The 24,658-nt window shown below is 41.6% G+C and carries 15 protein-coding genes; 5 read left to right on the top strand and 10 right to left on the bottom strand.

Annotated features, from left to right (window positions below):
- Nucleotides 1–82: 82 nt before the first annotated feature.
- The 6 genes from QSE00_RS20540 to lysS form a co-directional block, all read right to left on the bottom strand.
- Nucleotides 83–1,513: an SLC13 family permease gene (locus tag QSE00_RS20540; RefSeq protein WP_286107310.1), complete on the bottom strand. Its 1,431-nt coding sequence runs from the start codon at nt 1,511–1,513 to the stop codon at nt 83–85.
- Nucleotides 1,514–1,974: 461 nt separating this feature from the next.
- Nucleotides 1,975–3,372, bottom strand: coding sequence for a c-type cytochrome domain-containing protein (locus QSE00_RS20535; RefSeq protein ID WP_286107309.1), 1,398 nt, complete (start codon nt 3,370–3,372; stop codon nt 1,975–1,977).
- A 17-nt stretch (nt 3,373–3,389) separates the two neighbouring features.
- The gene (locus QSE00_RS20530; protein WP_181422968.1) at nt 3,390–3,575 is read right to left on the bottom strand and encodes a hypothetical protein; all 186 of its coding nucleotides are present in this window, start codon (nt 3,573–3,575) and stop codon (nt 3,390–3,392) included.
- A gap of 25 nt (nt 3,576–3,600) precedes the next feature.
- Entirely contained in the window at nt 3,601–5,109 is a 1,509-nt protein-coding gene (locus QSE00_RS20525; RefSeq protein WP_286107308.1) for a DUF1501 domain-containing protein, read from the bottom strand.
- A 2-nt stretch (nt 5,110–5,111) separates the two neighbouring features.
- Nucleotides 5,112–7,850 (bottom strand): PSD1 and planctomycete cytochrome C domain-containing protein, encoded by a 2,739-nt coding sequence (locus QSE00_RS20520; RefSeq protein ID WP_286107307.1) that lies wholly within the window; start codon nt 7,848–7,850, stop codon nt 5,112–5,114.
- Nucleotides 7,851–8,407: 557 nt separating this feature from the next.
- The gene (lysS, locus tag QSE00_RS20515) at nt 8,408–10,099 is read right to left on the bottom strand and encodes a lysine--tRNA ligase (RefSeq protein ID WP_286107306.1); all 1,692 of its coding nucleotides are present in this window, start codon (nt 10,097–10,099) and stop codon (nt 8,408–8,410) included.
- Between the two features lie 190 nt (nt 10,100–10,289).
- Between lysS and QSE00_RS20510 the strand changes: the two genes are divergently transcribed.
- Together QSE00_RS20510 and lipB are read left to right on the top strand one after the other, a co-directional pair.
- Nucleotides 10,290–10,445 carry a YqaE/Pmp3 family membrane protein gene (locus QSE00_RS20510; RefSeq protein ID WP_110358361.1) on the top strand — a complete coding sequence of 52 codons (156 nt, stop codon included), beginning with the start codon at nt 10,290–10,292 and terminating at the stop codon, nt 10,443–10,445.
- A 44-nt stretch (nt 10,446–10,489) separates the two neighbouring features.
- Complete coding sequence (gene lipB / locus QSE00_RS20505; protein ID WP_286107305.1) at nt 10,490–11,206, top strand: lipoyl(octanoyl) transferase LipB; 717 nt, start codon at nt 10,490–10,492, stop codon at nt 11,204–11,206.
- A 187-nt stretch (nt 11,207–11,393) separates the two neighbouring features.
- On the opposite strand, the gene QSE00_RS20500 is transcribed toward lipB, so the two are convergent.
- The 4 genes from QSE00_RS20500 to QSE00_RS20485 form a co-directional block, all read right to left on the bottom strand.
- Nucleotides 11,394–12,065, bottom strand: a complete 672-nt coding sequence (locus QSE00_RS20500) for a TapB family protein (protein WP_286107304.1) — start codon at nt 12,063–12,065, stop codon at nt 11,394–11,396.
- A 31-nt stretch (nt 12,066–12,096) separates the two neighbouring features.
- Nucleotides 12,097–13,437: an OmpA family protein gene (locus QSE00_RS20495; RefSeq protein ID WP_286107303.1), complete on the bottom strand. Its 1,341-nt coding sequence runs from the start codon at nt 13,435–13,437 to the stop codon at nt 12,097–12,099.
- 320 nt (nt 13,438–13,757) lie between these two features.
- Complete coding sequence (locus QSE00_RS20490; protein ID WP_286107302.1) at nt 13,758–16,217, bottom strand: ribonuclease HII; 2,460 nt, start codon at nt 16,215–16,217, stop codon at nt 13,758–13,760.
- Nucleotides 16,218–16,246: 29 nt separating this feature from the next.
- Complete coding sequence (locus QSE00_RS20485; RefSeq protein WP_110358353.1) at nt 16,247–16,843, bottom strand: ribonuclease HII; 597 nt, start codon at nt 16,841–16,843, stop codon at nt 16,247–16,249.
- A 518-nt stretch (nt 16,844–17,361) separates the two neighbouring features.
- On the opposite strand from QSE00_RS20485, the gene QSE00_RS20480 reads away from it, so the two are divergent.
- From QSE00_RS20480 to QSE00_RS20470, 3 genes are all read left to right on the top strand, one after another.
- Nucleotides 17,362–20,628 (top strand): SusC/RagA family TonB-linked outer membrane protein, encoded by a 3,267-nt coding sequence (locus QSE00_RS20480; protein WP_110358354.1) that lies wholly within the window; start codon nt 17,362–17,364, stop codon nt 20,626–20,628.
- Between the two features lie 11 nt (nt 20,629–20,639).
- The gene (locus tag QSE00_RS20475; RefSeq protein ID WP_110358355.1) at nt 20,640–22,091 is read left to right on the top strand and encodes a SusD/RagB family nutrient-binding outer membrane lipoprotein; all 1,452 of its coding nucleotides are present in this window, start codon (nt 20,640–20,642) and stop codon (nt 22,089–22,091) included.
- A 217-nt stretch (nt 22,092–22,308) separates the two neighbouring features.
- Nucleotides 22,309–24,297, top strand: a complete 1,989-nt coding sequence (locus tag QSE00_RS20470; protein WP_286107301.1) for a putative porin — start codon at nt 22,309–22,311, stop codon at nt 24,295–24,297.
- Nucleotides 24,298–24,658 lie beyond the last annotated feature (361 nt).

Raw genomic sequence — 24,658 nt, 5'->3', positions numbered from 1 at the left:
TAGTTTATTTGAATTAAGCATGTGTAAAGTCTTTGTGGGAACAAAGACTTTACTTTTTTGATGTCTTTCCGATGCTGAAAAATCAAAAGAGTAGGGGAATTACAAATTGGAACAAAAGGATCAGTAATACCACAGAAATAAGGTTAAGAACTATTCCTACCCTTGCCATTTGATATACCTTTATATAACCACTGGCAAAAACAATGGCATTGGGAGGTGTGGCCATGGGCAACATAAAGGCGCAGCTACTGGCTATGGTCACAGGAATCAGTAAATAGAGTATAGGAACCTCTAGACCTATCGCTATTCCCGCAACTACTGGAGCAAGTACTGCAACCAAGGCTACATTGCTCATTAGTTCTGTCATGAAGAGCATCAGCAGTATTAACAAGGATGCCGTAAATAATATACTTATTTCGCTAGTGGAAATGGCGTTTGCCACCATATCTACAATACCACTTGTAGACATACCTTCCGCTAAGGCCAGTCCACCGCCAAATAATATCAGAATTCCCCAGGCCAATTTTTCAGTATCGCTCCAGCCTATTATAAATTCCCCTTTTTTAAGGTTAAAGGGAATGGCAAAAAGGGAAACGGCGGCTATCATACTTATGATAGTGTCCGATAGTCCCAGGGACGGGAATATACCGTTGATCAATGTTCTAAAAATCCATAGGAAAACCGTTATTCCAAAGATGGTGAGTACCATTTTTTCTTTTCGGCTCATTGGCCCCAATTTTTTTAATTCTTCCTGAATAATCTGTTTGGAACCTGTAAATTTTAATTGCTTATTGGGAAAAAACCACTTTACCAGGACCAGATAACAAATGGTTACCAAGAGAATTGAAAATGGTAACCCAATAAGCATCCATTTAAGAAAAGAGATTTCAATATTGTATTCATTTTCCAGCAAGCCAATTAAAATTGAATTGGGAGGGGTGCCAATAACGGTGGCAATTCCCCCGGCGTTTGCAGAAAACGCGATTCCCAACATTACATTGAGGGCAAAGTTGCGATCATCCTTGGTAAAGCCGTCCGCGTCGTTGATCAAAAGACCAATTACAGACATGGCAATGGGAAGCATAACAACCGTACTGGCCGTATTGCTTATCCACATACTTAAAGCAGCTGTAGCTATCATAAATCCCAGGATTACCTTGTTCGGTGTTGTTCCGGTAATTCTAATGATGTTAAGGGCAATGCGTTTATGTAAATTTACTTTTTCTAGGGCCAAGGCCATCACAAATCCTCCAAAAAACAAAAAAATGATGGGACTCCCATAATTGGCTCCTACCTCGCTAATGGGCATAATCTTTAAAAGGGGAAACAAAATAAGGGGCAACAAGGCCGCTACCGAAATCGAAACAGCTTCGGTAATCCACCAAACTACCATCCAAACTGCCACCGCTATTACTGCATCGCCTTTTTCTGAGACTAGGGTATTGGGTAAATTTAAAAGAATAAAAAAAATGATGGGGCCTAATAATAATCCTAATTTCTTGCTCAAATCCATATGGGAGGTTTATGGTGTTCTAAACTAGGTTATTTCTGTCATTTATAAAAATGTAACCGATAAGTAGCTTTAGTTTTTGTGGCTTGGATTCCAATTAATTAAAAATTATCCCCAAGCTAATCAAATTTTAATTGTTGTCCACTGTACCGTAAAATATTTTAGGATGGACATTTCCCAATGTAGAGTATTTTATCCGTAATTCCGGGTTCGGCCTTCCTATAGGTAACCAAGTTGCCGTAGGACAATTGAATGAGGTGTTAGGATTCCACTGGGGGAGTCCACAAAAATTGTTTTGTGTAATAGGGCAAACGGCAAAAAAAAGGCTTAAAACAACTGCGTAGAAGATTTTCAAACCAGATTAATTTGGAATACGTTGGTACAGACATCAATATACCGTTCTCATTTCAGTATTTTAAAGTAAACCAGTATTTTACGATCAAAATAACAAGTTGGATGACAAACTAGAAAACTATGGAATCGGTAGCTATTTTAGGCAGATCGTAACCTCCATAATCAATGAACAATTCCCCTTCCTTTGGTCTGTCAACATAATCGGGTTTTTTAACAGGTGTGTTGAAGAGATAAACTGTTTGTAATTTTTTGAACCTTTTTAAATGGGCCAGATGAACCTCCTGAAAATTGGTGCCCACTAGGTTGAGTTTTCTTAAGTATTCAAGTTTTTCCAAATGTTCAATATTTTTACCTGTTATTCCGGTATTGTCCATTTTTAGTATGGTAAGGTTGGGCAAGGTGCTTATTTTCTCAAAAACGGCATCGGTGATAAGGGTCTTGCCAAGATCAAGATAAACAATTTGATTCTTGACAGGGGACAGCAAATCAAAATCCTTATCCTTAAAAGTGGGTCTGTTGATGCAGGATACGCGTATAAAATTACTGTTTTCACTTACCCGTTCCACATGGAAACCTTTTTTCTTTATGGCGGAAATAGTATCCTTGGGAACTTCGGCAACCTTGACATCAGGGTAGGTGTTATCCTTTGCCTTGGGGAAAAAGGCCTGTAACAACTCTTTTTTCAACCCCAGTTCCCCGATTTTTTTGTCAAAAGAGTTGCTGTTGGCGATCCAACTTTCAATGATGTCGATCTCTTCTTTGGAAAGTTGGGTCTTGTCCTTTGGGGGCATATGGTCCTCATGGTCCAGTGGTAGTACCAGCCTGGCGTACAAAGAACTGTTCTGGGGATCATTGGGTTCTATGACGGCACCGTTTTCACCCCCTTTAAGGATCCCATTTTCTTCCTCCAATTGCAATTCCCCCTTTTCTTTTTTGGCATTATGGCAGCTAACACATTTGTTGTTCAATATGGGCTGTACCAGGTCCGTATAGAGTACGGCCTCCTCCCAATTTTCCTCCTCTATAGTTGGCATTTCATAAACCTTTGGGCCAGCGCCCAAAAGGGATTTAATGCTGTTGGGCAGTGGTTCGATGAGGTAATCCGATCCATGGGTAATATTTCCCCCAAGATGGCCGGTGAACGAAATCAGGAATAATAGCGAGAAAGATAAAAGGACCACTGGTACCCGCTTAAGGAAGTCCATCTTAGAAGGGGCCGCCAGTCGCAAATACATCAACAGGGAAAACAAGGCGGTAACAATGCCGAACCACAAATGAAATTTTATGGTATCAAAGGAATACCCTTCGCCTGTATAAAGCAGATATCCACTTATGCAGGCTATGGTTGCTGAAATAAAGGCCCATTGAAACAGGATCCCTATTATTTTGGACCATTCCTTATTTTTTCTGTCATACCATTGCAATAATAGGGCGGCCATTATGAACCCTATCGGTAAATGTACTACAAGGGGGTGCAGGCGCCCTATCAATTGTTGAATAATTTCCATAGATTATTGGTTCAATTTTAGGCGTTCTTTTTAAGCTTGTTGATTAAAGGAATTAACTCCACTCCGTCATAGCCCGAGGTCTTGGCCTGTTCGCAAAATCGGTCCCAGGACAATTGTTTCCCCCAATCGGTTTGAAAAAAAAGGACCTTTTCTTGACCATAGGAGAATAGTAAGGATCCAAAAAGTATGATGATAAATCGCATTATATTGGTTTGGTCGGTTTGTGTTTTAGGCGAGAATTTCGTGTATTACATGTCCTTCCACATCGGTAAGCCGGAAGGGCCTTCCTTGAAAATCAAAGGTAAACTGTTCGTGGTCAAAACCTAGAAGGTGCATCATAGTGGCGTGTACATCGTGCACGGAGACCTGGCCCTCCAGGGCGGAAAACCCGATTTCATCGGTGATCCCCCAACTGGCGCCTTTTTTTATGCCCCCACCGGCCATCCACATGGTAAAGGCATCCCCGTGGTGGTCCCTTCCCTTATAGGCCATTTCCTGACCTTCCCGGTTTTCCTGCATTGGGGTCCGGCCAAATTCGCCTCCCCAGACCACCAAGGTCTCGTCCAATAGCCCCCTTTGTTTAAGATCCAGGAGAAGGGCGGACATGGGCCTGTCTATTTCGGTACATTTATTTCTCAGCCCCAGGTCTATGGCCGTATCGTGGCCTGTTCCATGGCTGTCCCAGCCCCAATCGAACAGTTGTACAAAACGCACCCCGTCCTCAACGAGCTTTCTGGCCAGAAGGCAATTGTTGGCAAAGGATTCCTTGCCCGGTCGCACCCCGTACATTTCCTTGATATGTTCGGGTTCATTGTTGATGTTCATTACTTCCGGCACTGCGGTCTGCATACGGTAGGCCATTTCGTACTGATTGATCCTGGCCAGGATCTCGGGGTCGGAATATTCGTCGAACTCTTTTTTGTTGATATTGTTTATGGCATCGATGGTGCTTTTTTTAAGATTTCGCGCAATGCCCTTGGGATCGTCTATATACAGAACCGGATCCCCTTTGGACCTGCATTGGACCCCTTGGTAGACCGATGGTAAAAAACCGCTTCCCCAGACACTTTTTCCCGCATCCGGTGTTTTCCCCCCGGAGGTCAGTACTACAAATCCTGGCAAATTCTGATTTTCGGAACCCAGGCCATAGGTGACCCATGACCCTATACTTGGCCTGCCCAATCTGGGGCTTCCGGTGTGCATGAACAATTGGGCGGGCCCGTGATTGAATTGATCGGTGTTCACTGCCTTTAGGAAAGCGACTTCATCCACAACTTTGGAAAAGTGCGGCAAGAAGTTGGAGACCCAGTTCCCGGATTCCCCGTACTGTTTAAATTCCGCCTGTGGCCCCAAAAGTTTGGGCGTTCCCCTGATAAAGGCAAATTTCTTGCCTTCCAACATGGATTGTGGGGTGACCTGTCCGTCCAGCTTTTGGAGGGCGGGCTTGTAATCGAACATTTCCAGTTGGGAGGGGGCACCTGCCATGTGCAGGTAAATAACTGACTTCACCTTGGCAGGGAAAGGAGGGGCCATGGAGGCCAATGGGTTGACATCCCTTTCTGTAAGGGCGATTTTTCCTTTTTCATTGTTGCCGAGAAAGGAATTGCAGGACATAAAGAAGGAGCCCATGGCCAAACCGCCCATCCCGGCGACGCAATCTTTAATAAAATGTCGACGGGTCCTGGCCTGGATTTCCCGTTGTAATTTTTCTTTTATCAATCGGTCCAAACTGTTCATAGCTACGATTTTGTTAAAAATTCATCCAAGTTCATAATGGCATTGGCCACCACGGTCAATGCCGCCAAATTGGCATCCGTACCGGTTTCAAAAGGAATGAATTCCTTGATGTTCTTCGGTTTTTCCCGGAAATCGGAAAGTGAAGTGTTGTACAGTTCCTTTAGGACGTTAAGTTTCTCGTCCGAAATATCGGCCAAAACGGCTTTCCTGTAGCCATGGCGTATACTATTGTCCACATTGCTTCCCTGGGCCATAAATTTGGCCAGATGGTAGGCCGTTTCCAGATAAACGGGATCGTTTAGGGTGACCAGGGCCTGTAATGGGGTATTGGTCACGGTCCTGCGTACCGTTGATACTTCCCTGCTCCCGGCGTCAAAAGTGAGGAAGGAAGGGTATGGGCTGGTTCTTTTTAGATAGGTGTATACGGCCTTCCTATACCTGTCTTCCCCTTGGCTTTCCAACCAATTGCCGCCATTGTACACCGTTTGCCAAATGCCTTCCGGTTGTGGCGGCATAACACTTGGTCCGTACATTTTGGTGCTTAAGAGTCCGGAGACGGCCAGGGCCTGATCGCGAATTTGTTCCGCTCCCAATCGAATTCTGGGGCCCCGTGCATAGAGTTGGTTTTCAGGGTCCAAATTGTATAACCTGGCATTGTTCTTGGAACTCTGGCGGTAGGTACCGGACATAACAATGTCCTTTACCAGGGCCTTTATGCTCCAATTGTGCTCGTTCATGAACCTTAAGGCCAGCCAGTCCAATAATTCGGGGTGCGATGGCGGGTCGGACTGTGACCCCATATCTTCCAGGGAGGCTACTATGCCGCGGCCATAAATTTGCTGCCATACCCTATTTACAAGGGTACGTGCCGTTAGCGGGTTCTCCTTGCTGACCAGCCATTTGGACAGCCCGAGCCTATTTTTTGGCCAGGCATCGTTCCAGGCATTGAGACTTTGTGGAGTGGCGGGCTCAACGGTATCGGTTTTCATGAGCCAATTGCCCCTTTCAAAGACCTGGGTGGCCCTTTTTTGGTAGTCGGGATTTTCAATGATGATGGGCAGTGTAGGGGTGTTGGAGTTCAACAGTTTCATAAAGCTGTCATCGATCTGGGAGTATCCGGAATTATCCCCGGCCTTTATTTCCGGGAGAAATGCAAACCAGGAGATATAACTGGTGGCGCTTTTGGGAGAAATCCTGTCGTTATCGGCCTCTATATATAAGTTTATTTTGTCGTCTGTTCTTTTGAACGGGAACTTTTGGATTTCCCTTCCCTTGGTCCTGTTCGTCGTAAATTGGGACAGGATCTCCCCTTGCGCATTATCCTTTCTGATGGTCACTTTGGTTCCATCTATAGAGGAGGAATACTTCAGGTATATATGGTCGGCACCTTGGGTATGGACATCGGGGAGGTAGCAGGAGCCATTGTCCCTTAGGGCCAGCCATTTCGTGTCCGCCAAATTTCCATTGGTATAATCCTTGGCCAAATGGGCATGGTAGATCGGTTCGGAATATTGTAGGAAATTGTAATAGGCCTTGGCCACTTCCCTGTTCTCATTTTTGGCGATCCATTGGAAAATCCTATCCACTTCCTCCTGTTGTTCCCCGGAGTAAAATCGTAGATTGGGCTCATCCTCTGAAGTGTCCTCGTCCCTGGTGTTGTTAAAAAAAGCCATGAGATTGTAGTACTCCCTGTTCTTAAAGGGGTCGTAGGTATGGCTATGGCACTGTACACATCCAATGGTGGTGCTCTGCCATACTTCAAAGGTGGTGTTTACCCTGTCTATTACGGAGGCTACCCTGAATTCCTCATCCTCGGTCCCGCCCTCGTCGTTGTTCATTGTATTTCTGTGAAAGGCTGTAGCTATAAGTTGATCCACGGAAGGGTCCGGTAAAAGATCGCCCGCAAGTTGTTCAATGGTAAACCGGTCAAAGGGCATGTCATTATTCAATGCCTTTATTACCCAGTCCCTATATCGCCACATAGTCCTGCCCATGTCCTTTTCATAGCCTTTGGTGTCCGCATAACGCGCATGGTCCAACCACCAGCTGGCCCACTTTTCACCATATGCATCCCTGGAGAGAAGCTCGTCCACCATATTTTCGTACGTAATTTTTCCGGAGGTAAAATCAGTGAACAGGGAATCGTCCGGTGGTAGTCCCGTTATATCCAGGGACAGTCTGCGCGCCAATACGTTTTGCTCGGCAGGCGGACTTGGTTCCAAGCCGTTATTTTCCAAGGTTCTTAAAATAAAGTGGTCTATGTCATTTTTAATAAATCCTTGGGCATCCCTGGAAGAAATACCGGCCGATTGGGCAGCTTTGGGAACGTCCACTTTTTCCGGTAGGGTATAGGCCCAGTGTTTGCCCCATTTGGCACCCTGATCGACCCATTTGGTCAATAGTTCTATGTCCTCTTTTGAAAGTTTGGATTTTTTATAGGGCATGCGCAATTCCGGGTCATCTTCCTTTAAGCGCTGGATGAACGGACTTTTGGCGGCATTGCCGGGGATAATGGCGGGCCCTCCCGATTCTGTATCGGCAAAGGCCTCCTCTTCAAATAATAGACTAAATCCGCCACTTTTCTTTACCCCTCCGTGGCAGGTAATACAGTTCTTGTTCAGGATGGGTTTTATATCGGCACTAAAATCAACGGTGTCCGAGGGTTTAAGAAGGCTCCAGACAGAAATAATAAGTATAATGATACCTATAAATAAAAGACCATATGATACTTTCTTTTTCACGCTATTGTTTTTTTATCTTTATTCAATATCCATGTTTTCAAACCCATACACTTCTTCATATTTGGGGTAGGATAGCAGTAAGAAGCTCGGCTATATATTTTAAGATTATAATGATACTGCTTCATAAAATTGGGTGCAACCCGGATTTTGTCTAATGCCAATACTTTTTTGCACCAGACTAATATAAAGGTTTTTTATTAGCCTCCGTTATTTACTTCAGTTCAAGAATCCAATCCCATCAACCTGCAATATCCTATTTTTGGGATAATAAATAGGGGGTATTTTCGGCAATTGTGTGGGAAATAAGCCCCATTTGTTATCAAATATGACGTCGTTGTTGGATATTCTCTATTAATTCCGGATGTTGTTCAATCTATAATTCCAATTACATTGGAACAATGTGCTTATAAAAATATGGAATTGCAAAGGCTTTGTCAACCACAATTATTGTCCCGAGAGGGGAGGATGGTTAAAAGGGATAAGGATTTAAGTGATTCTATCCCAAGAATAGAATCACTTAAAACAATTTTGGAATTTTGTATTGAATTCCTTGGAGATTATTTCTTTAAAAGAACCACTTTAATTTCGCCTTCGGTGGCAACCTTTATTAACTCGTGCTTGGAAAGGGCCTTCATGGATTTGTCCCATTTTTTGCCGCTTAGTCCGGCTTGGGTCTTAAGTTCGTCCAACGCTAGTTTACCTTCTGGTTTTAAAAGGGCAAGTATCTCTTTTTCTTCCTCACTAAGCTCCAATTGTTTCTTTTCGGGTCTCATTTGTGGGAAGAACAGAACTTCCTGTATGGAGGCATTGTTGGTCATCAGCATCACTAAGCGATCAATACCTATGCCAATACCACTTGTAGGTGGCATTCCGTATTCCAAGGCCCTCAGAAAATCCTGATCAATGAACATGGCCTCGTCGTCGCCTTTTTCTGAAAGTTGAAGTTGTTCCTCAAACCTTTCCCGTTGGTCAATGGGGTCGTTCAGCTCGGAATAGGCATTGGCCAATTCCTTACCGTTTACCATGAGTTCAAAGCGTTCGGTTAATGCGGGATTGTCCCTGTGCTCCTTGCACAAAGGACTCATTTCCTTGGGGTAATCCGTGATAAAGGTAGGTTGTATGTAGTGATGTTCACATTTTTCACCGAAAATTTCATCAATGAGCTTGCCAACACCCATACTATCATCTACCTCAATATTTAGTTTTTTGGCAACTTCCTTGAGTTCCACCTCGTCCATCCCGGCAACATCAAAACCGGTATGTATTTTTATAGCCTCCAGAATAGGGACCCTAGGGTAAGGGGCCTTAAATTCGATCTCATTTTTGCCAACGGTTACTTTGGAAGTGCCGTTGGAATCGATGGCTACTTTTTCCAAAAGTTTTTCGGTCATGTCCATCATCCAATTGTAATCCTTGTAGGCCACATAAAGTTCCATGACCGTAAACTCAGGATTATGGGTGCGATCCATGCCTTCGTTCCTAAAGTCCTTGGCAAATTCATAAACGCCATCAAAGCCACCAACAATCAGTCTCTTTAGATATAGCTCATTGGCTACCCTTAGGTATAAAGGAATATTAAGTGCATTATGGTGCGTCATAAACGGACGGGCAGCGGCGCCTCCAGGAATGGGTTGCAAAATAGGGGTCTCGACCTCCAAATAGCCGGCATCGTTAAAAAACTGGCGCATACTATTGGTTATTTTAGTACGCTTAATAAAGTTTTTCTTAACGCTTGGGTTTACTACCAAATCCACGTATCGCTGACGATAGCGCAATTCAGGGTCGTTAAATTCATCGTAAACTTTTCCGTCGGCATCTACCTTGGGCAAGGGCAAGGGACGCAAGGATTTACTTAGCAAAGTAAAATTCCTGACCATGACGGTTTTCTCGCCAACCTGTGTGGTGAAAAGTTCCCCTTCTATCCCTATAATATCGCCAATATCCAACAATTTTTTATATACATCGTTGTACAGGGTTTTATCTTCTCCAGTGCAAATTTCGTCCCTATTAAAATAGACCTGTATACGGCCTTCGCTGTCCTGTAGTTCGGCAAAGGAAGCCTTGCCTTGGATTCTTCTGGACATAAGTCTTCCGGAAAGCACTACCTTTTTACCTTCTTCATAATTTTCCTTGGCATTTCTAGAAGTGCTATCTACTGGGTATAGAGCCGCGGGATAGGGATCGATGCCCAATTCCCTTAGCTTGCCAAGTTTCTCCCTTCTAATCACTTCTTGTTCCGAAAGCTGCATATTCTTATAAATTAAGGCTGCAAATATAGGTACTCTGCATTAATCTATCAATCCTAAAATCAGAATTGATCGTTTTCAAAATAGCATATTCAAATTATTCCCAATTTCTTGTAACAAAATGTTCGTTTTTTAGTCTTATTGGTATACTTGTCCCGTAATGGGACTTCATCAATCAAAAATCGAAATAACCATGGGCTGTTTTAGGGTCATATTGGCCATTATTTTCCCACCCCTGGCCGTAATAGGCAAGGGGTGCGGTTCCTTTGTAATAGTTTTTCTGCTTACTCTATGTGGATGGGTGCCCGGTGTAATTGCAGCATTGGTCATTCTTAACAATCCAAGCTAGGGTTTTGTGGTTTGGTTTATGGGGAGAGTTTGTATCTTTGCCACATGAATAAAAGTATTCTCTTAGAAGATTTGGGATGTAAGGATTACAAGGATACTTGGGATTACCAGGAACAATTGTTCAAATCTATTATCGATTTAAAAATAAGGAATAGGAGGGAGGGTTCCCACTTGGAAACACCCAATCATTTCTTGTTTGTAGAGCATCCGCATGTCTACACTTTGGGAAAAAGTGGTGACATGCAAAATCTGTTGGTGGATGAAAATGTACTTAATGAAAAAGGTGCCCAATTTTACAAGATAAACCGGGGCGGGGATATAACCTATCATGGCCCGGGACAGATTGTTGGTTATCCTATACTGGACCTCGATAATTTTTTTACAGATATTCATAAATATCTGAGGCTTTTGGAGGAGATGGTTATTTTGACCTTGGCTGACTACGGACTTAAAGCGGAGCGTTCTAAAGGGGAAACAGGTGTTTGGTTGGATGTGGGTACACCGTTTGCACGAAAAATATGTGCCATGGGGGTGCGGGCCAGTCGATGGGTTACCATGCACGGATTTGCCTTGAACGTAAATGTGGATTTGGGCTATTTCGACTTGATGATTCCCTGTGGTATCAAAGGGAAGGCCGTTACTTCCTTAAATGTGGAGCTTGGCGTACGGGAAGTGGATATGGCCGAGGTGAAGCAAAGGCTTCTTGGACATTTTGCAACACTTTTTGAAGCAGGGATTATAGAACAAAAAGCCGAAGTGTAAGTCTCGGTGTTTGTCGCAGGATACTGTCTTAAGAGTAAACTCCTTTATGTTTAGAGCTATTGGGGAACTAGATTACAGTTGTCTTAAAGCTAATCTGGCTAATACGTGTAAATGTATTCAATTCCATAAATAACCTTGTCCCTAGCTAAACCCCGGGAAAAGTACTTGATTCCATTATTGTTTTAACTTAATTTTCAAAAGAGGTAAGCACACTCTTGCTTATTAGGCTACCTTTTTTATTGTAGGTTTCCTGCTGTACCATGCCGTAACCTTCAGCCAGCCACAACTTATTGCTGTTCGTCATCTTAATACCCATTTTGGCCTCCGTATCAAAGGTAATTACATAGCAATCAAAAGTGCCGGCTGGGGTGGTTATGGATTCGTTGCCTTCTACTTTTCTGTTGAAAAAATTCATATTCATTTTCATATTAAGGGGAGGCATCTTAACCGTCATCAATACATCGGCATCGGGTAGTGACTGTCCGGTATTGAGGTTATTGGGGTATAAAAGATCGGTTCCGGTCATTTCCACTTCCAAATCCTTGTATTGCCCCATTACTTCGGGCGACATCATGGAACTAAAATCTACTTTAATCCCCTCATTCGTACAAGTAACTCCATAATCCGAACTCAAAATCATTTTGCCTTTTTCATCGTGCATTTCGTAATATAAGGTAGCTGTATTGCCAACAAATTCCTTAACCACGTAATCCAATACTCCTGACACTTTATCTTTCTTGTCATAATTGGTAATTTGGAATTTGGTACCCTCATCCATTGGGAAGTATTTGCTACATTCCTGTGAAAAAGTTGTAGTGGCTACAAGAAAAAAACTATAAACTAAGGTAAGTGTTCTCATATTTATTATTTAGATTGAATATTTTTTTAAGTTATATTTTTTTGAATACGACACGCCTGTTTTGGGCTTTGCCATCTGGAGTATTATTGTCCCCAATGGGTTCGCTTTCTCCCTTGCCCTGGGTTTGTAAACGGCCGTCTGCAATGCCATAAACATTTACTAGGGCATTTTTTACCGCAGCAGCTCGTTTTTGGGATAGGCTTAAATTGGCATCACCGGATCCATCTGCGTCCGTATGTCCAACTATCATAAGGTTCATTCCTTTTTCTTCCTGCAAAACTTGCGAAATTTGTCGTATGATCCCCATGGATTGAGGTTGGATGTTGGCCGAGCCGGAATCGAACAGAATGCCATTGGTGGAAACTTCCCCCTCGGCAATCAATTTGCGTCTGAGGTCTACCCCTCCTTCGGCCACTTTTAAATTGGTGATAAATATTCGTTCCTTTCCATCTTTTAAATTGTTGACATTAAATTTTAAGGAAGAAATATGTTCTCCCAAAGGGATAAATTTTGGAATATCAACGTATTTATGCTCATTGACCCAGACCCTGAATCTCTGACCATTAACGGCAATGGATATATGGGGTCTATTTAGTACTTCGTCCCTTATATCGGCCCTAATGGCATTGTTTATCTCACTTCCCGCTACTTTATCGAAGTTCTTTACCCTTATATTGAAGGCGCCATATTGTCCTACAGGGAACCATACATAACCGTAATACTGGCCTGCCTTGAATTTTGGGTCATCACTGAGGGTTAAGCTTATACCTGCTGTAGAGGAAGTTTTCTGATCCAGTCCAGAGGTCAACAAATCAAATTCAATGGTATAATCTTCAGGAAGTTTGGGAGCAATGGGAATGTAATAGGTATTCCATCCCGGCAAGAATTCCAACCATTTTTCGGAAGACTCATTGATCGTTACCACTTCCCCACTCCCGTTCGTATCCCATTTGGAAGGGAAGTCACCAATAAAATCGTTGGAAAAGTCATCGAAAAATAGAGGTTTGTCTCCGGGGACATAGTCAAATTTACTATATACTTGGATTGTCTTGGCAGTACCCTGGGCAACCTTGGTTCCGTTGCCCGAGTTGTCGCCGGTATTTCCGTGATTGCCTTGGTCCGAAGGAGGTAATGGGCTGTCTATTTGTGGGTTGGAAGTTGGTTTTTTAGAGCCAGGTTCCAATATACTGTCCAATACGGCATCTGTTTTTTTTGAAGCTTCCCTATCTACACGGTTTTCTACGGTCCGCTCCACGGCCCTTTCTGCACGTTTGCCCAATTTTTTCAAGATTTGGCCTTGTAGGGAGGCGGAAAAAAAGAAAACCAATAGAATAGCTGGAATTGTTTTGGGGAATGCCTTTAAGGGATTCATAATCTTTCGTTTTTTATGTTCTCGTAGTGTTTTTGACTCAATCAACTTTAGGTCGATAAACCAACTAAATTTAACAAAATTTCGGGCTTGTGCAGAGATAGGTGTATATCTTGCATGTTTTTATGTATTAATGGTGTGTTACAACCAATGTTTAACATTTACATCGGAAATATTTGTAAAAAAAGAAATGCCACTAGGCATTGATAAGCCTAAAAATGTAGGATTAATGGGGAAATTGAGTATTATTTTTAAGATTAAAAAAAGCAGAAAATTCTCACCTTTTTATCAATTGTCAGGAATATTTAAATGATGTGTTTTTCCTAATTTATTTTATAAACTATTATGGAGTTATCCTGATCCTTTGCAACAAGCTCCAGCTTATGATCGTTGTCCATATCAATTAGATCGATACTGGAATTGCCGGGTACGGGAAAGTTGGAAATAGCTTCTGCCTGACTATCGAAAAGATAGATTTTTTGGTTCTGTATATCCGTAACGCTGATATATATCTTGTCGTTTAAATAGAAAATCTTGGGTTTTGAATATACCCCAAGCTCCAACTCCACCTTTTTGCTCCTTATGGTCAGCACATTGTCGTTCATAATGGCCAGGGTATTACTTGTGGCATCCAAACCGTGGTCGGGGAGCAGGTTTAGGTTGGCTGCATTTGTTTTGCCATTTTCGTCTATTTGGAAAAGACGTCCTTTGGTGTCAGTAACGGTAAACTTGTTTTTATGTAGCAGTATTTCATTATCGGAAAAGCTAATTTTGTTCGAGACATTAACCCGTGTATCACCGGTTCTGGACAATATTTTTAGTTCTCCGCCTTCCTGTTTCATGACCAAATAATCTTTTTTGCCTACCCTAAAATGTTTGGGTGTGCCCAGGATGGGATTTGCCGACTTCGTGTACTTAAAGCCCTTTACAATTTGTCCCGAGCTATTGTACATAAATATTTTTGTTCCCTGTGTTACCAAAAACCGGTAATCCTTTCTACGGTCGTAATCAAATACAGCCAAGGGGTTTAAGTTGCCTCCTTCGTAGGTGAAGGTAAAGGGGGGCACATCCTTACCATTTCTGTCTACTATCATAAACTGATTGTCCGTAGTGAATGCGAGTTGCAATCTTCCATTTTTGTATAGGTCTACCTGTTCTACACGTCCTTGGATCCTACCACTTAGTTGTTTTTTCCAAATTACCTTGCCGTCCGTAGAAATTAGATAGAGATTGTTGTCCTGGTCCTGAACTATAATTTCTTCCTTGTTGGTCCTATGGTTTTTTACAAATTGGGGAGGTGTCACGATTTCTGTATCCAACTGTAGGGTGAAATAGGGAATGGTTTTGTTGAGGGTAGTTTCGTGGGCGATTTTTTGAAAAAGTATATTGGTATGATGAAAATTATCGTCCGCTACCATTTGCGCGGCAAAGGAATATTCTGTTAATTCCTTGGTTTTAATATTTTTAGCGATGTCCTTGACTATGTATTGGTCCAAAAAATATTCAATACCCTTGGCGTTGGAGACAAAGAGCATAGAGGATTCGTCTGCCAATTGCTCTTTTGCTGTTTTGTAAACAGATGTTTTTTCAAAAGTGGAAACATTTTTAAAATTACCAATGATGGTCTTTAAGGTCTCCGGAGTAGGGGAGAACACAAAAGCATTTTCTATGATCGTATAATAATTTGCTTCAAAATCCTGTACTAGTGGGTTGAAATAATGATTAAGGAAGTCGGACTTGGAGAGTCCAACAATTTCATTGCCTTGGTATTCTTCTGAAGTTTTCTCCAATTTATCCAGGTAGTTAAGGATATTTTCGGAGCCGTAGGTGTGGAGAATTGCGGCCTTTTCATTGTTCAGATACACGAATCCAATTTCTTCCACTGCCTTAAAGGTAGTGTCTATAACTGTGGAACGGTCCAAATATTTTTTTTGGTTTAACGCAAAGTCTTTATAATTGTCAAAAGTAAAGGCCAAAATGGCATCCGAGTTCATTGGGGCCAGAGTTGGTGTCTTTGGCGTTAGGGCATGGCTGTTTTTAAAAAGATTACTAAAGTTTATGATAGAATCGTTGGCCATGCTAATGCCATTGAGTTTTAGGTGGTCCTTATTGGTGTTAAAATCCAGGGATATCCAGTCCGTAAATTTGGAAATGTCAATTTGATGCCCATCGGACATAATGTGGTTGAGCAAGGAATTACTTTTATTGGTGTTTATGAAAATATTGGCACTGCTCTGGTTATTGGCAATCTGATACAATTTATTTAAGGATTCGTCTGCCGTTAAATCCTGTTCATTGCGCAAAATATTTTCGATCAACATTTGGGCGGTACTAACTATAATTTTGTCGTCTAAAACCGTTGAAAAGAAATTTGCCCCGTCCACACTGTAGCTGTCAAAGTTCTTTCCCTCATAACCTACGTTTTCAATTACTTTATTGCTTCCTTCGGCAATTTGGAAAAGGTCATCACTGTTTTCGGCAATCAATAACAATTCAAAATTTGCCTTTCCCAATTCCACAAAGGCCAAAATACTCTCTCCATTGGGTTGGATATATTTCAGTGCTTTCAGCTTTTCCTGAATGGCGTTATAGGAGGTCGTAGCGGACAAGGTCTTAAGAAGGTCGCTGTTCTCCAGTTCACTGGAAAAAGAGGGCTTGTCATTTATTTTTATAATAATGGCACTATTCTGGGGAACGTAATAGAGTATTGGGGAGGTTTTGGGGCTTTGTTTCGAGCATCCGGTCAATATTAAGAAGAGTACCGCAAATAATTTGATTTTCATAAATAAATCTTTCAACAAATTTAGGATTTTTAAACGTCTAGTTTTAATTGATCGGGTAATTGTCTAAAAGTTTTTCGATGATATTTGGTAATACCGTACTTCCGTATGGCCGCCCTGTGTTCCTTGGTGGGATAGCCTTTGTTTTTTATCCAATTGTACATGGGGTATTCCAAGTGGATTTTCTCCATGTAGGCATCCCTGAAGGTTTTTGCCAGGATGGAAGCGGCCGCAATGCTTAGGTATTTTCCATCTCCTTTTATAATGCAGGCGTGGGGGATGTTTTTGTAGGGATTAAATCTATTGCCGTCTACAATGATAAGTTCGGGGGCCGTGTTTAATTGATCCAAGGCCTTGTGCATGGCCAAAAAGGAAGCGTTCAAAATGTTTATTTTGTCAATTTCATCTGGAAAAACATGGGCAATTCCAAAACTACTGGCATTGGTTTCTATTATTGGCCTAAGTAAATCCCTTTTGGCAGGGGATAAAATTTTGGAGTCGTTAAGGGTGCTGTTCGAAAACTCTTTTGGTAAAATAACGGCTGCAGCGGTTACGGGTCCTGCCAAACAACCACGACCCGCTTCATCGGTTCCTGCTTCCAGTTCGTATTTGTAGAAAGTTTTTAGCATTTATGCATGGTTCTATTGTTCTTGGGTATGCAAATACTTCCTGAATTTGGATAGTTGCATGTGAGTCAAGCCTAACAAAAGTGAGTGCTTTTCTTCTGTGAAAGTCAAATATAAAAATTTAAAAAAGGGTTGAATGCCCATTGTAAACAAATTCTTAAGAACGGTATGGAATTGTCCCGGATTGGGTTCTAATTCTGGAATGAAGGAAGTTGGTAAGTGACCACGGAAGAATAGGGACAAGAAAATATCCAGGGGCTAAAAAGGCAATATAGGATTTATTGGGTTATTTAAAACTGTTAAAGTATCTACAACACACATAGTAGGAATCTTCTTAGGTTAAGAATATATAAGAATTTGGCAATATTCTTTAAATTAAACGCTGTTAATTCATTAAAATATTAACAAAAAAATAATAATAGGCATAAGTTTAACAAATTGTAATCCTTCTGTTAAATTTCTTAGGTTTTTTAACGAATTTTTTACAAGTTTGTGGCAGACTAATTCTTAAAAAAAAGTAAATGAAATCAAAACTAACTTGGATTTTAGTTCCGATCATGGGGCTAATTATGAGTTTTTCCTACGCGCAGGAAAAAACTATCTCTGGTACGGTGACCGACCAAATGGGTCTGGCCTTACCTGGCGTAAACATTTTGGTGGAAGGGACCACTAATGGAACACAAACTGATTTTGATGGTAATTATACCATTCAAGGGAGTGAAGGGCAAACCTTATTGTTCAGTTATATAGGACAAATGAGTGTTACAAAAGTAATAGGCGCAACGTCCACAATCGATGTTGTTATGCAGGAGGATGCCCAGGCCTTGGAGGAGGTAGTAGTTACTGCCTTGGGTATTTCAAGGGATAAAAAATCCTTGGGATATGCTACACAGGAGGTTCAAGGTGAGGACTTGAATACAGTGAAGAGCGGAAACTTTGTAAATGCCCTTTCGGGAAAGGCTTCCGGTATTCAGATCAAAAAAAATAACAACCTGGGGGGTTCCACCAATGTGGTGATTAGGGGTAATGCCTCGTTGACCGGGAGTAACCAGGCGCTGTTCGTTATAGATGGTGTGCCGGTAAACAATACGAATACCAATTCCAAATATCAAGGTGAGGCAAGTGGTAACTATTATGATTACGGTAATACCGCCTCTGATATCAACCCTGATGATATTGAATCGGTAAACGTTTTAAAGGGAGCGGCCGCTTCTGCCTTATATGGCTCAAGGGCAGCCAATGGGGTTATCATGATAACCACCAAAAAAGGAAAGGATGCACAAGGCATTGGGGTTACTGTTAGTTCTGGAATTACAATAGGCTCCATAGATAAAAGTACATTTGCCAAGTACCAAAACCAATACGGTGCAGGTTATGGACCTTATTACGGGCCTGATGAGGATGATTTTTATAATATGCAGGATGTTACCGGTGATGGTGTTGCCGATCTAACCGTGCCGTTTACAGAAGATGCTTCCTATGGTGGAAGGTTCGACCCAAATCTGTTGATCTACCAGTGGGATGCCTTGGATCCGGATTCTCCAAATTATAGAACGGCTACCCCATGGGTAAATGCCAAGAACGGGCCAATCACATTTTTTGAGACTCCGGTTACAACGACCAATTCGGTTTCTTTTGCTAGGTCTTATGAGGATGATGGTTCTTTTAGATTGAATTACACCCAATTTGATCAGAGCGGTTTAATGCCGAACAGTTCCATTAAAAAACACAATTTTTCCATGAGTGGATCCTTTAAATTGACGGATCGATTAACGGTTACTGGATATGCCAATTATATCAATACAAAGGCATTGGGCCGTAACTCTACGGGTTATAGTGATAACATTGTCAGTAATTTTAAGCAATGGTGGCAGACCAACGTGGATATTAAGGATTTAAAGGATATCTATTTTAATACGAAAAGGAACGTAACGTGGAACCCTGCAAGTACTGATGCCGGTTCGGCACCGATTTATTGGGACAATCCATATTGGACCCGTTACGAGAATTACCAAAACGATTCTAGAAATCGTTTTATAGGTAATGTATCCTTGGATTATAAGTTTACGGATTGGTTGAACTTTACTGCAAGAGCGGCGACAGATACCTATTCCGAGATACAAGAGGAAAGAAGGGCCAACGGTAGTGTGCCAACAGAATTTGGTATTCCGGATAGTGCAGGAAACAGGGGTAACGTGGATTCAGGTTATGGAAGAAGAAATCTGGAAGTTACAGAGACCAACTACGATTTCATGTTTAATTTTCAAAAGGACCTTTCCGATCAATTTAATTTGAAAGGGATATTGGGTACCAACATTAGAAGAAGTGAATTTCAATCTATTTATTCTGCTACGAGTGGCGGGCTGAGTGTCCCAAGACTTTACTCTTTGCAGAACAGTACAGGACCACTTGGACTTCCGGTTGAAAATGATGAAAAAGTAGGTATAGATGGTATTTATGCCAGCGCATCTTTGGGTTACAACAGTATACTTTTCTTGGATGCCACCATAAGAAGGGATCACTCTTCTACATTGCCTGAGGACAATAGTACTTTTTATTATCCTTCCGTAGCCACTAGTTTCGTTTTTACCAATCTTTTGAATGCTGATTTTGTAACCTTTGGTAAATTGAGGGCTAACTATGCGGAAGTGGGGAACAGTGCACCTTTCGATTATCTATACGATACCTATAACGTGAACATTCCACCAGGGGCGCCAAGTACTTCTGTTGACAATGAGAAAAAGAATCCTAATTTGAAGCCCGAAAAAACCGAAAGCTTTGAACTTGGTTTGGAAATGAAGTTTTTACGTAATAGATTGAGTTTTGATCTTGCTTATTACCAGACCAATTCTGTTGATCAAATTTTTGGAGTTCCGGTGTCTAGAGCCACAGGTTATGAAAAAAAGATATTGAATGCAGGTGAAATTGAGAACAAGGGTGTGGAGCTTTCCATTTCCGGAAATCCAGTCAGGACCGATAACTTTAGTTGGACAGCCATGGTCAACTGGACCAAGAATAAAAATGAGGTGGTATCATTGGAAGATGGAATCCAGACCTTGCAATTGGGAGATTTCCAAGGAGGTGTAACCCTTAATGCGGAAGTAGGACAGCCCTATGGAGTAATTTATGGAACGGATTACACCTATCTAAATGGTGAAAGGGTAGTTGATCCAGCGGATGGACAGTATATTAAAACGTCTACTTCGGATCAAAAAATTGGAGACACCAATCCAGATTGGTTGATGGGGATTTCCAATAAATTTAATTACAAGAATTTCTCGTTAAGCTTTTTGATCGATATTCAACAAGGGGGCAGCATATTCTCCTTGGATCAATACTACGGCCTTGCAACAGGTCTGTATGCCGAGACTGTCTTTATTAACGATCTGGGTAATCCCGTAAGGAATACCTTGGCCGATGGTGGTGGATTTATCAATGAAGGTGTAAATCCTGATGGAACAACAAACACTTCTAGGATCAGGGCCGACCGATTCGGAGCTCTTGGATATAGAAGAGGTTTACCGGATAAAGCATTTGTTTATGATGCCAGTTATGTAAAATTACGTGAAGTGGCACTTACTTATAATTTGCCTAGCAAATTGTTGGCCAGTACATTCTTGACCAATGCTAGTTTAAGCGTTATTGGATCAAACCTTTGGATTATAGATAAAAACTTGCCTCATGCAGATCCAGAAAGTGGTTTGTCTGCCGGTAACCTTCAAGGTTATTCCGTTGGATCATTACCAACTACAAGGGATCTTGGTGTCAATCTTAAATTACAATTCTAAAAAAAATAAAAATGAAAAAACTAGCAATATTAATTACTGCCGTGATTTTTGCTTCTTGTTCCAGTGATTTGGAGAGTCTGAACGAGAATATTAAGGATCCATTGGCCGTGCCGGGCGAAAGTTTATTCACCGGAGCGCAGAAAAGTTTGGTAGACCAAGTGGTGGATCTAAATGTGAACAATAACAATACTAAACTTTGGGCACAATACTTACAGGAAACCACCTATACGGACGAAAGTAACTATGATCAGGTTACCAGAACTATTCCTGAAAAGCATTGGAGTGTTTTGTACAAAGATGTTTTAAAGGACTTGGATGAGGCAAAAAGGGTTATTTCTGAAACCACCTATCTTACGGCGGAACTAGAAGAGTTAAAACCTAACAAGCTGACCATTATCGAAATTCTTAATGTGTACACCTACAGTATCCTGGTAGAGACCTTTGGGGATGTTCCTTATTCAGAAGCTTTGGATATTAACAACCTGCTACCGAAGTATGATGACGGTGAAACCATTTATAAGGATTTGATTGGTAGATTGACTGCTGCAATAAGTGCTTTGGATGTTAATACAGGAAGTTTTGGTAGTGCCGATAGAATATATGGAGGTGACGTGGCACAATGGAAGAAATTTGCTGCTTCCCTAAAATTGAGAATGGGTATACTTTTGTCCGATAAGGATGCTGCATTTGCCAAGTCCACTGTGGAGAGTGCCGTTGCAACAGGGGTGTTTACAAGTAATGCAGACAATGCATCCTATACCTATTTGGGGTCAGATCCCAATACAAACCCTATTCACGATAATTTGGTATTGAGCGGAAGAAAGGATTTTGTTGCCGCCACTACGATCATCGACGTTATGAATGCTTTGGACGACCCAAGAAGACCCCTTTATTTTACTCCCACCGAAGACGGTACCTACAAAGGAGGTAACATAGGGGAAACATCCAGTTATACTACTTATTCACATGTCTCTGCCCAAGTGGAGGAAGCAACTTTTCCTGGGATAATTTTGGATTATGCCGAGGTGCGATTTTTATTGGCGGAAGCACGGGCAAGGTTATTTGAGGTGGGTGGAACTCCCAAAGAACATTATGATGCGGCTATAACGGCCTCCATTCTGGATTGGGGAGGAACTGCTACAGAGGCGGCCGATTATTTGGCGCAGCCTAATGTGGATTATGACCTGTCTATTTTGGCAAGTACGGCTACCACACCTTGGAAAGAGGTTATTGGAACCCAAAAGTGGATTGCCTTATACAATAGAGGCTTGGAGGCTTGGACATCCATCAGGTTATTGGATTATCCGGCTATGGCAGTTCCTACTGATGCCGTTTCAGGTTTTCCAAACAGATATACCTATCCAATTATAGAACAATCCTTAAACGGAGCCAATTATGGAACTGCTTCTGCTGCCATAGGCGGCGATGAGGCGGAGACTAAATTGTTCTGGGATTTGAACTAGAATATTCCTTCTTGATAGGGTTAAGAACCTGCAGGTATCCCCTGCAGGTTTTTTTTGTCGTTTTCGTTTGTTGTTCTTAAAATGGGATAGGTACTGTGCATTGGGTGCTGTTGGCATTAGCATTTCTATGGCAGATAAGATGTTGTTTTTCTGTTTTTTAAACTTTCACATTTCATTAAGGACAAAAAAATTAACTTTGTCGACGTAAGTTTGTAGCATGAGATATTTGTTGGCACTTTTAATAGTGTTTTTTAGTCAGGCCATTAGTGCACAGGAAGATGCTGTTGCCCCTCCAGGAAACCCAGGTGAGGCTAATATGGGGCGTAAAGTTGGAAATCTACCGCCTAAAAAGAAGGAGGGGGACAAGGGGCAGGATGTGACCATCAGGGATTACAAGATCATTGGTTATGAAAGGGATACTACCTTTTTGGATACGACGATTTCCATACAGAAGGAGTATAAATATAATTTTTTGCGGAAGGACGATTTTGAGTTGATGCCGTTTGCCAATGTCGGGCAACCTTATAATAAATTGGGGGTTAATTTTGATGTAAAGGATACCTATCCCAAGTTGGGTGCCAGTGCGAAGCACTATAACTATATGGAAGTCCGGGATGTTGATTATTATAATGTGGCAACCCCAATGAGCGACCTAATGTTTAAAACCACGTTTGAGCAAGGACAGCTTCTGGATGCATTGTTGGCCTTTAATACCTCTAAAAGATTAAATTTTTCAATAGGTTTTAAGGGTTTTAGGTCTCTGGGCAAATATCAATATAGTGAAGCTGAGTCTGGGAATTTTAAGATGACTGCCAACTATGAGACCAAGGACAAACGCTATAATTTAAGGGCGCACGGCGCGGCTCAAAATTCCTTGGCAGAGGAAAATGGCGGATTGTCCAATAAGGAACTGCAATTTGAATCCGGGGATTCCGATTTTAAGGACCGCTCAAGATTGGATGTGCTTTTTTCCAATGCAACCAACCGCCTATTGGGGAAAAGGTATTATTTGGATCATCGGTATATTTTGTTTGGCAGTAAGATAGATTCGGGCAAGACTAGGACAACTTCTTTGGCGCTTGGACATGAATTTACTTATGAGACCAAATACTATCAATATAAACAAACCGCCCAAAACGACTATTTTGGGGATGGCTATGATTCCAGTATATCGGATAAGGCTAGCTTAAAAACGACCTATAATCAGGTCTATGCCCAATTTTCAAATAAGACATTAGGGGTATTGACGGGGCTTATCAATCATTACCATTACAACTATTTTTTTAATTCGGTATTGCAAACGCCTACCCAGCTTATTCAAAGCCAGTTAAGTGGCGATGAAATCTCTGCCGGGGCCAAATACGTAAAGAAGATCGGTGGTTTTCAGTTGAATGGGTCGGCACAGGTCAATGTATCCGGGGATCTGTCGGGGAATTTATTGGACGCCTTCGCCAGTTACGACATTAACAAGAACAATAAGCTTAAATTTTCCTTGCACTCATCTTCGCGTATGCCCAATTTTAATTTCTTGTTATATCAAAGTGATTACAGTAATTACAACTGGCAACATACTGGCGACTTTAATAAGATAAACAATAACGGTTTTCAATTTGATCTGGAATCCAAGGTTTTTGGCAATTTAATGGCTAAATACACTTCTTTGGACAATTACACCTACTTTGCTTCCGACCCTTCGGAAACTGTGGTTGAAGGTGGGGAGCAGGCATTTGTTAAACCGTTTCAGGAGGGGGGTACCATTAATATTCTTAAGGTCAAATATGCCAAGGAATTTAAATGGAAGGGTTTTGCACTCAATAATACTGTAATGTATCAGGATGTTTCCCAGGCCAATAATGTTTTAAACGTACCACAAGTGGTTACAAGAAATACTTTGTATTATTCGAACTTCGGGTTTAAAAAGGCGCTATACTTTCAGACAGGGGTTACCCTGAAATATTTTACTGCCTACAACGCGGATGCCTATAATCCGGTGTTGGGGGAATTCTATTTGCAGAACCAAGAGGAATTGGGTGGTTTCCCGATGTTGGACTTTTTTATTAATGCCAGGGTGCAGCAAACTAGGATATTCTTAAAGGCCGAACACTTCAATTCTTCATTTTCCGGCAACAATTTTTATGCTGCTCCGAATTATCCTTACAGGGATTTTGTGATTCGATTTGGGTTGGTTTGGAATTTCTTTTCATAGTACAATGTTTATATTATTCGGGTTTTTGAAAGGATTGTCTTTTGGTGTTCTTGGAACGTAAAAAAAAATACATAAATATTTCATCTGCAAATCAGCTTGTTACAGCGTAATTGAAAAATCTTTTAAAAATAAACCGAAAAAGGTTTTGCGTAAACGAAAAAAGTATCCTACATTTGCACCCGCTTAGAGAAAGAGCGAGAGTAGAAAAGAAGAGAAACAAGTTCATTGATATATTGTGAAGACAGCGTGCCACATACCCGGTAACGGGGATGTGGCGCAGAGAAATAAATCGAAATAACGGGCCGGGAAAAATGCTTTTACGGGTTGATCGAAGTAATATAAGAATCAACGATGAAGAGTT

Source organism: Arenibacter flavimaris, from assembly GCF_030291335.1.
Classification (GTDB): Bacteria; Bacteroidota; Bacteroidia; order Flavobacteriales; family Flavobacteriaceae; genus Arenibacter.
Note: the sequence above shows the minus strand (reverse complement) of the source record. Positions and strands in the feature narration are given on the sequence as shown.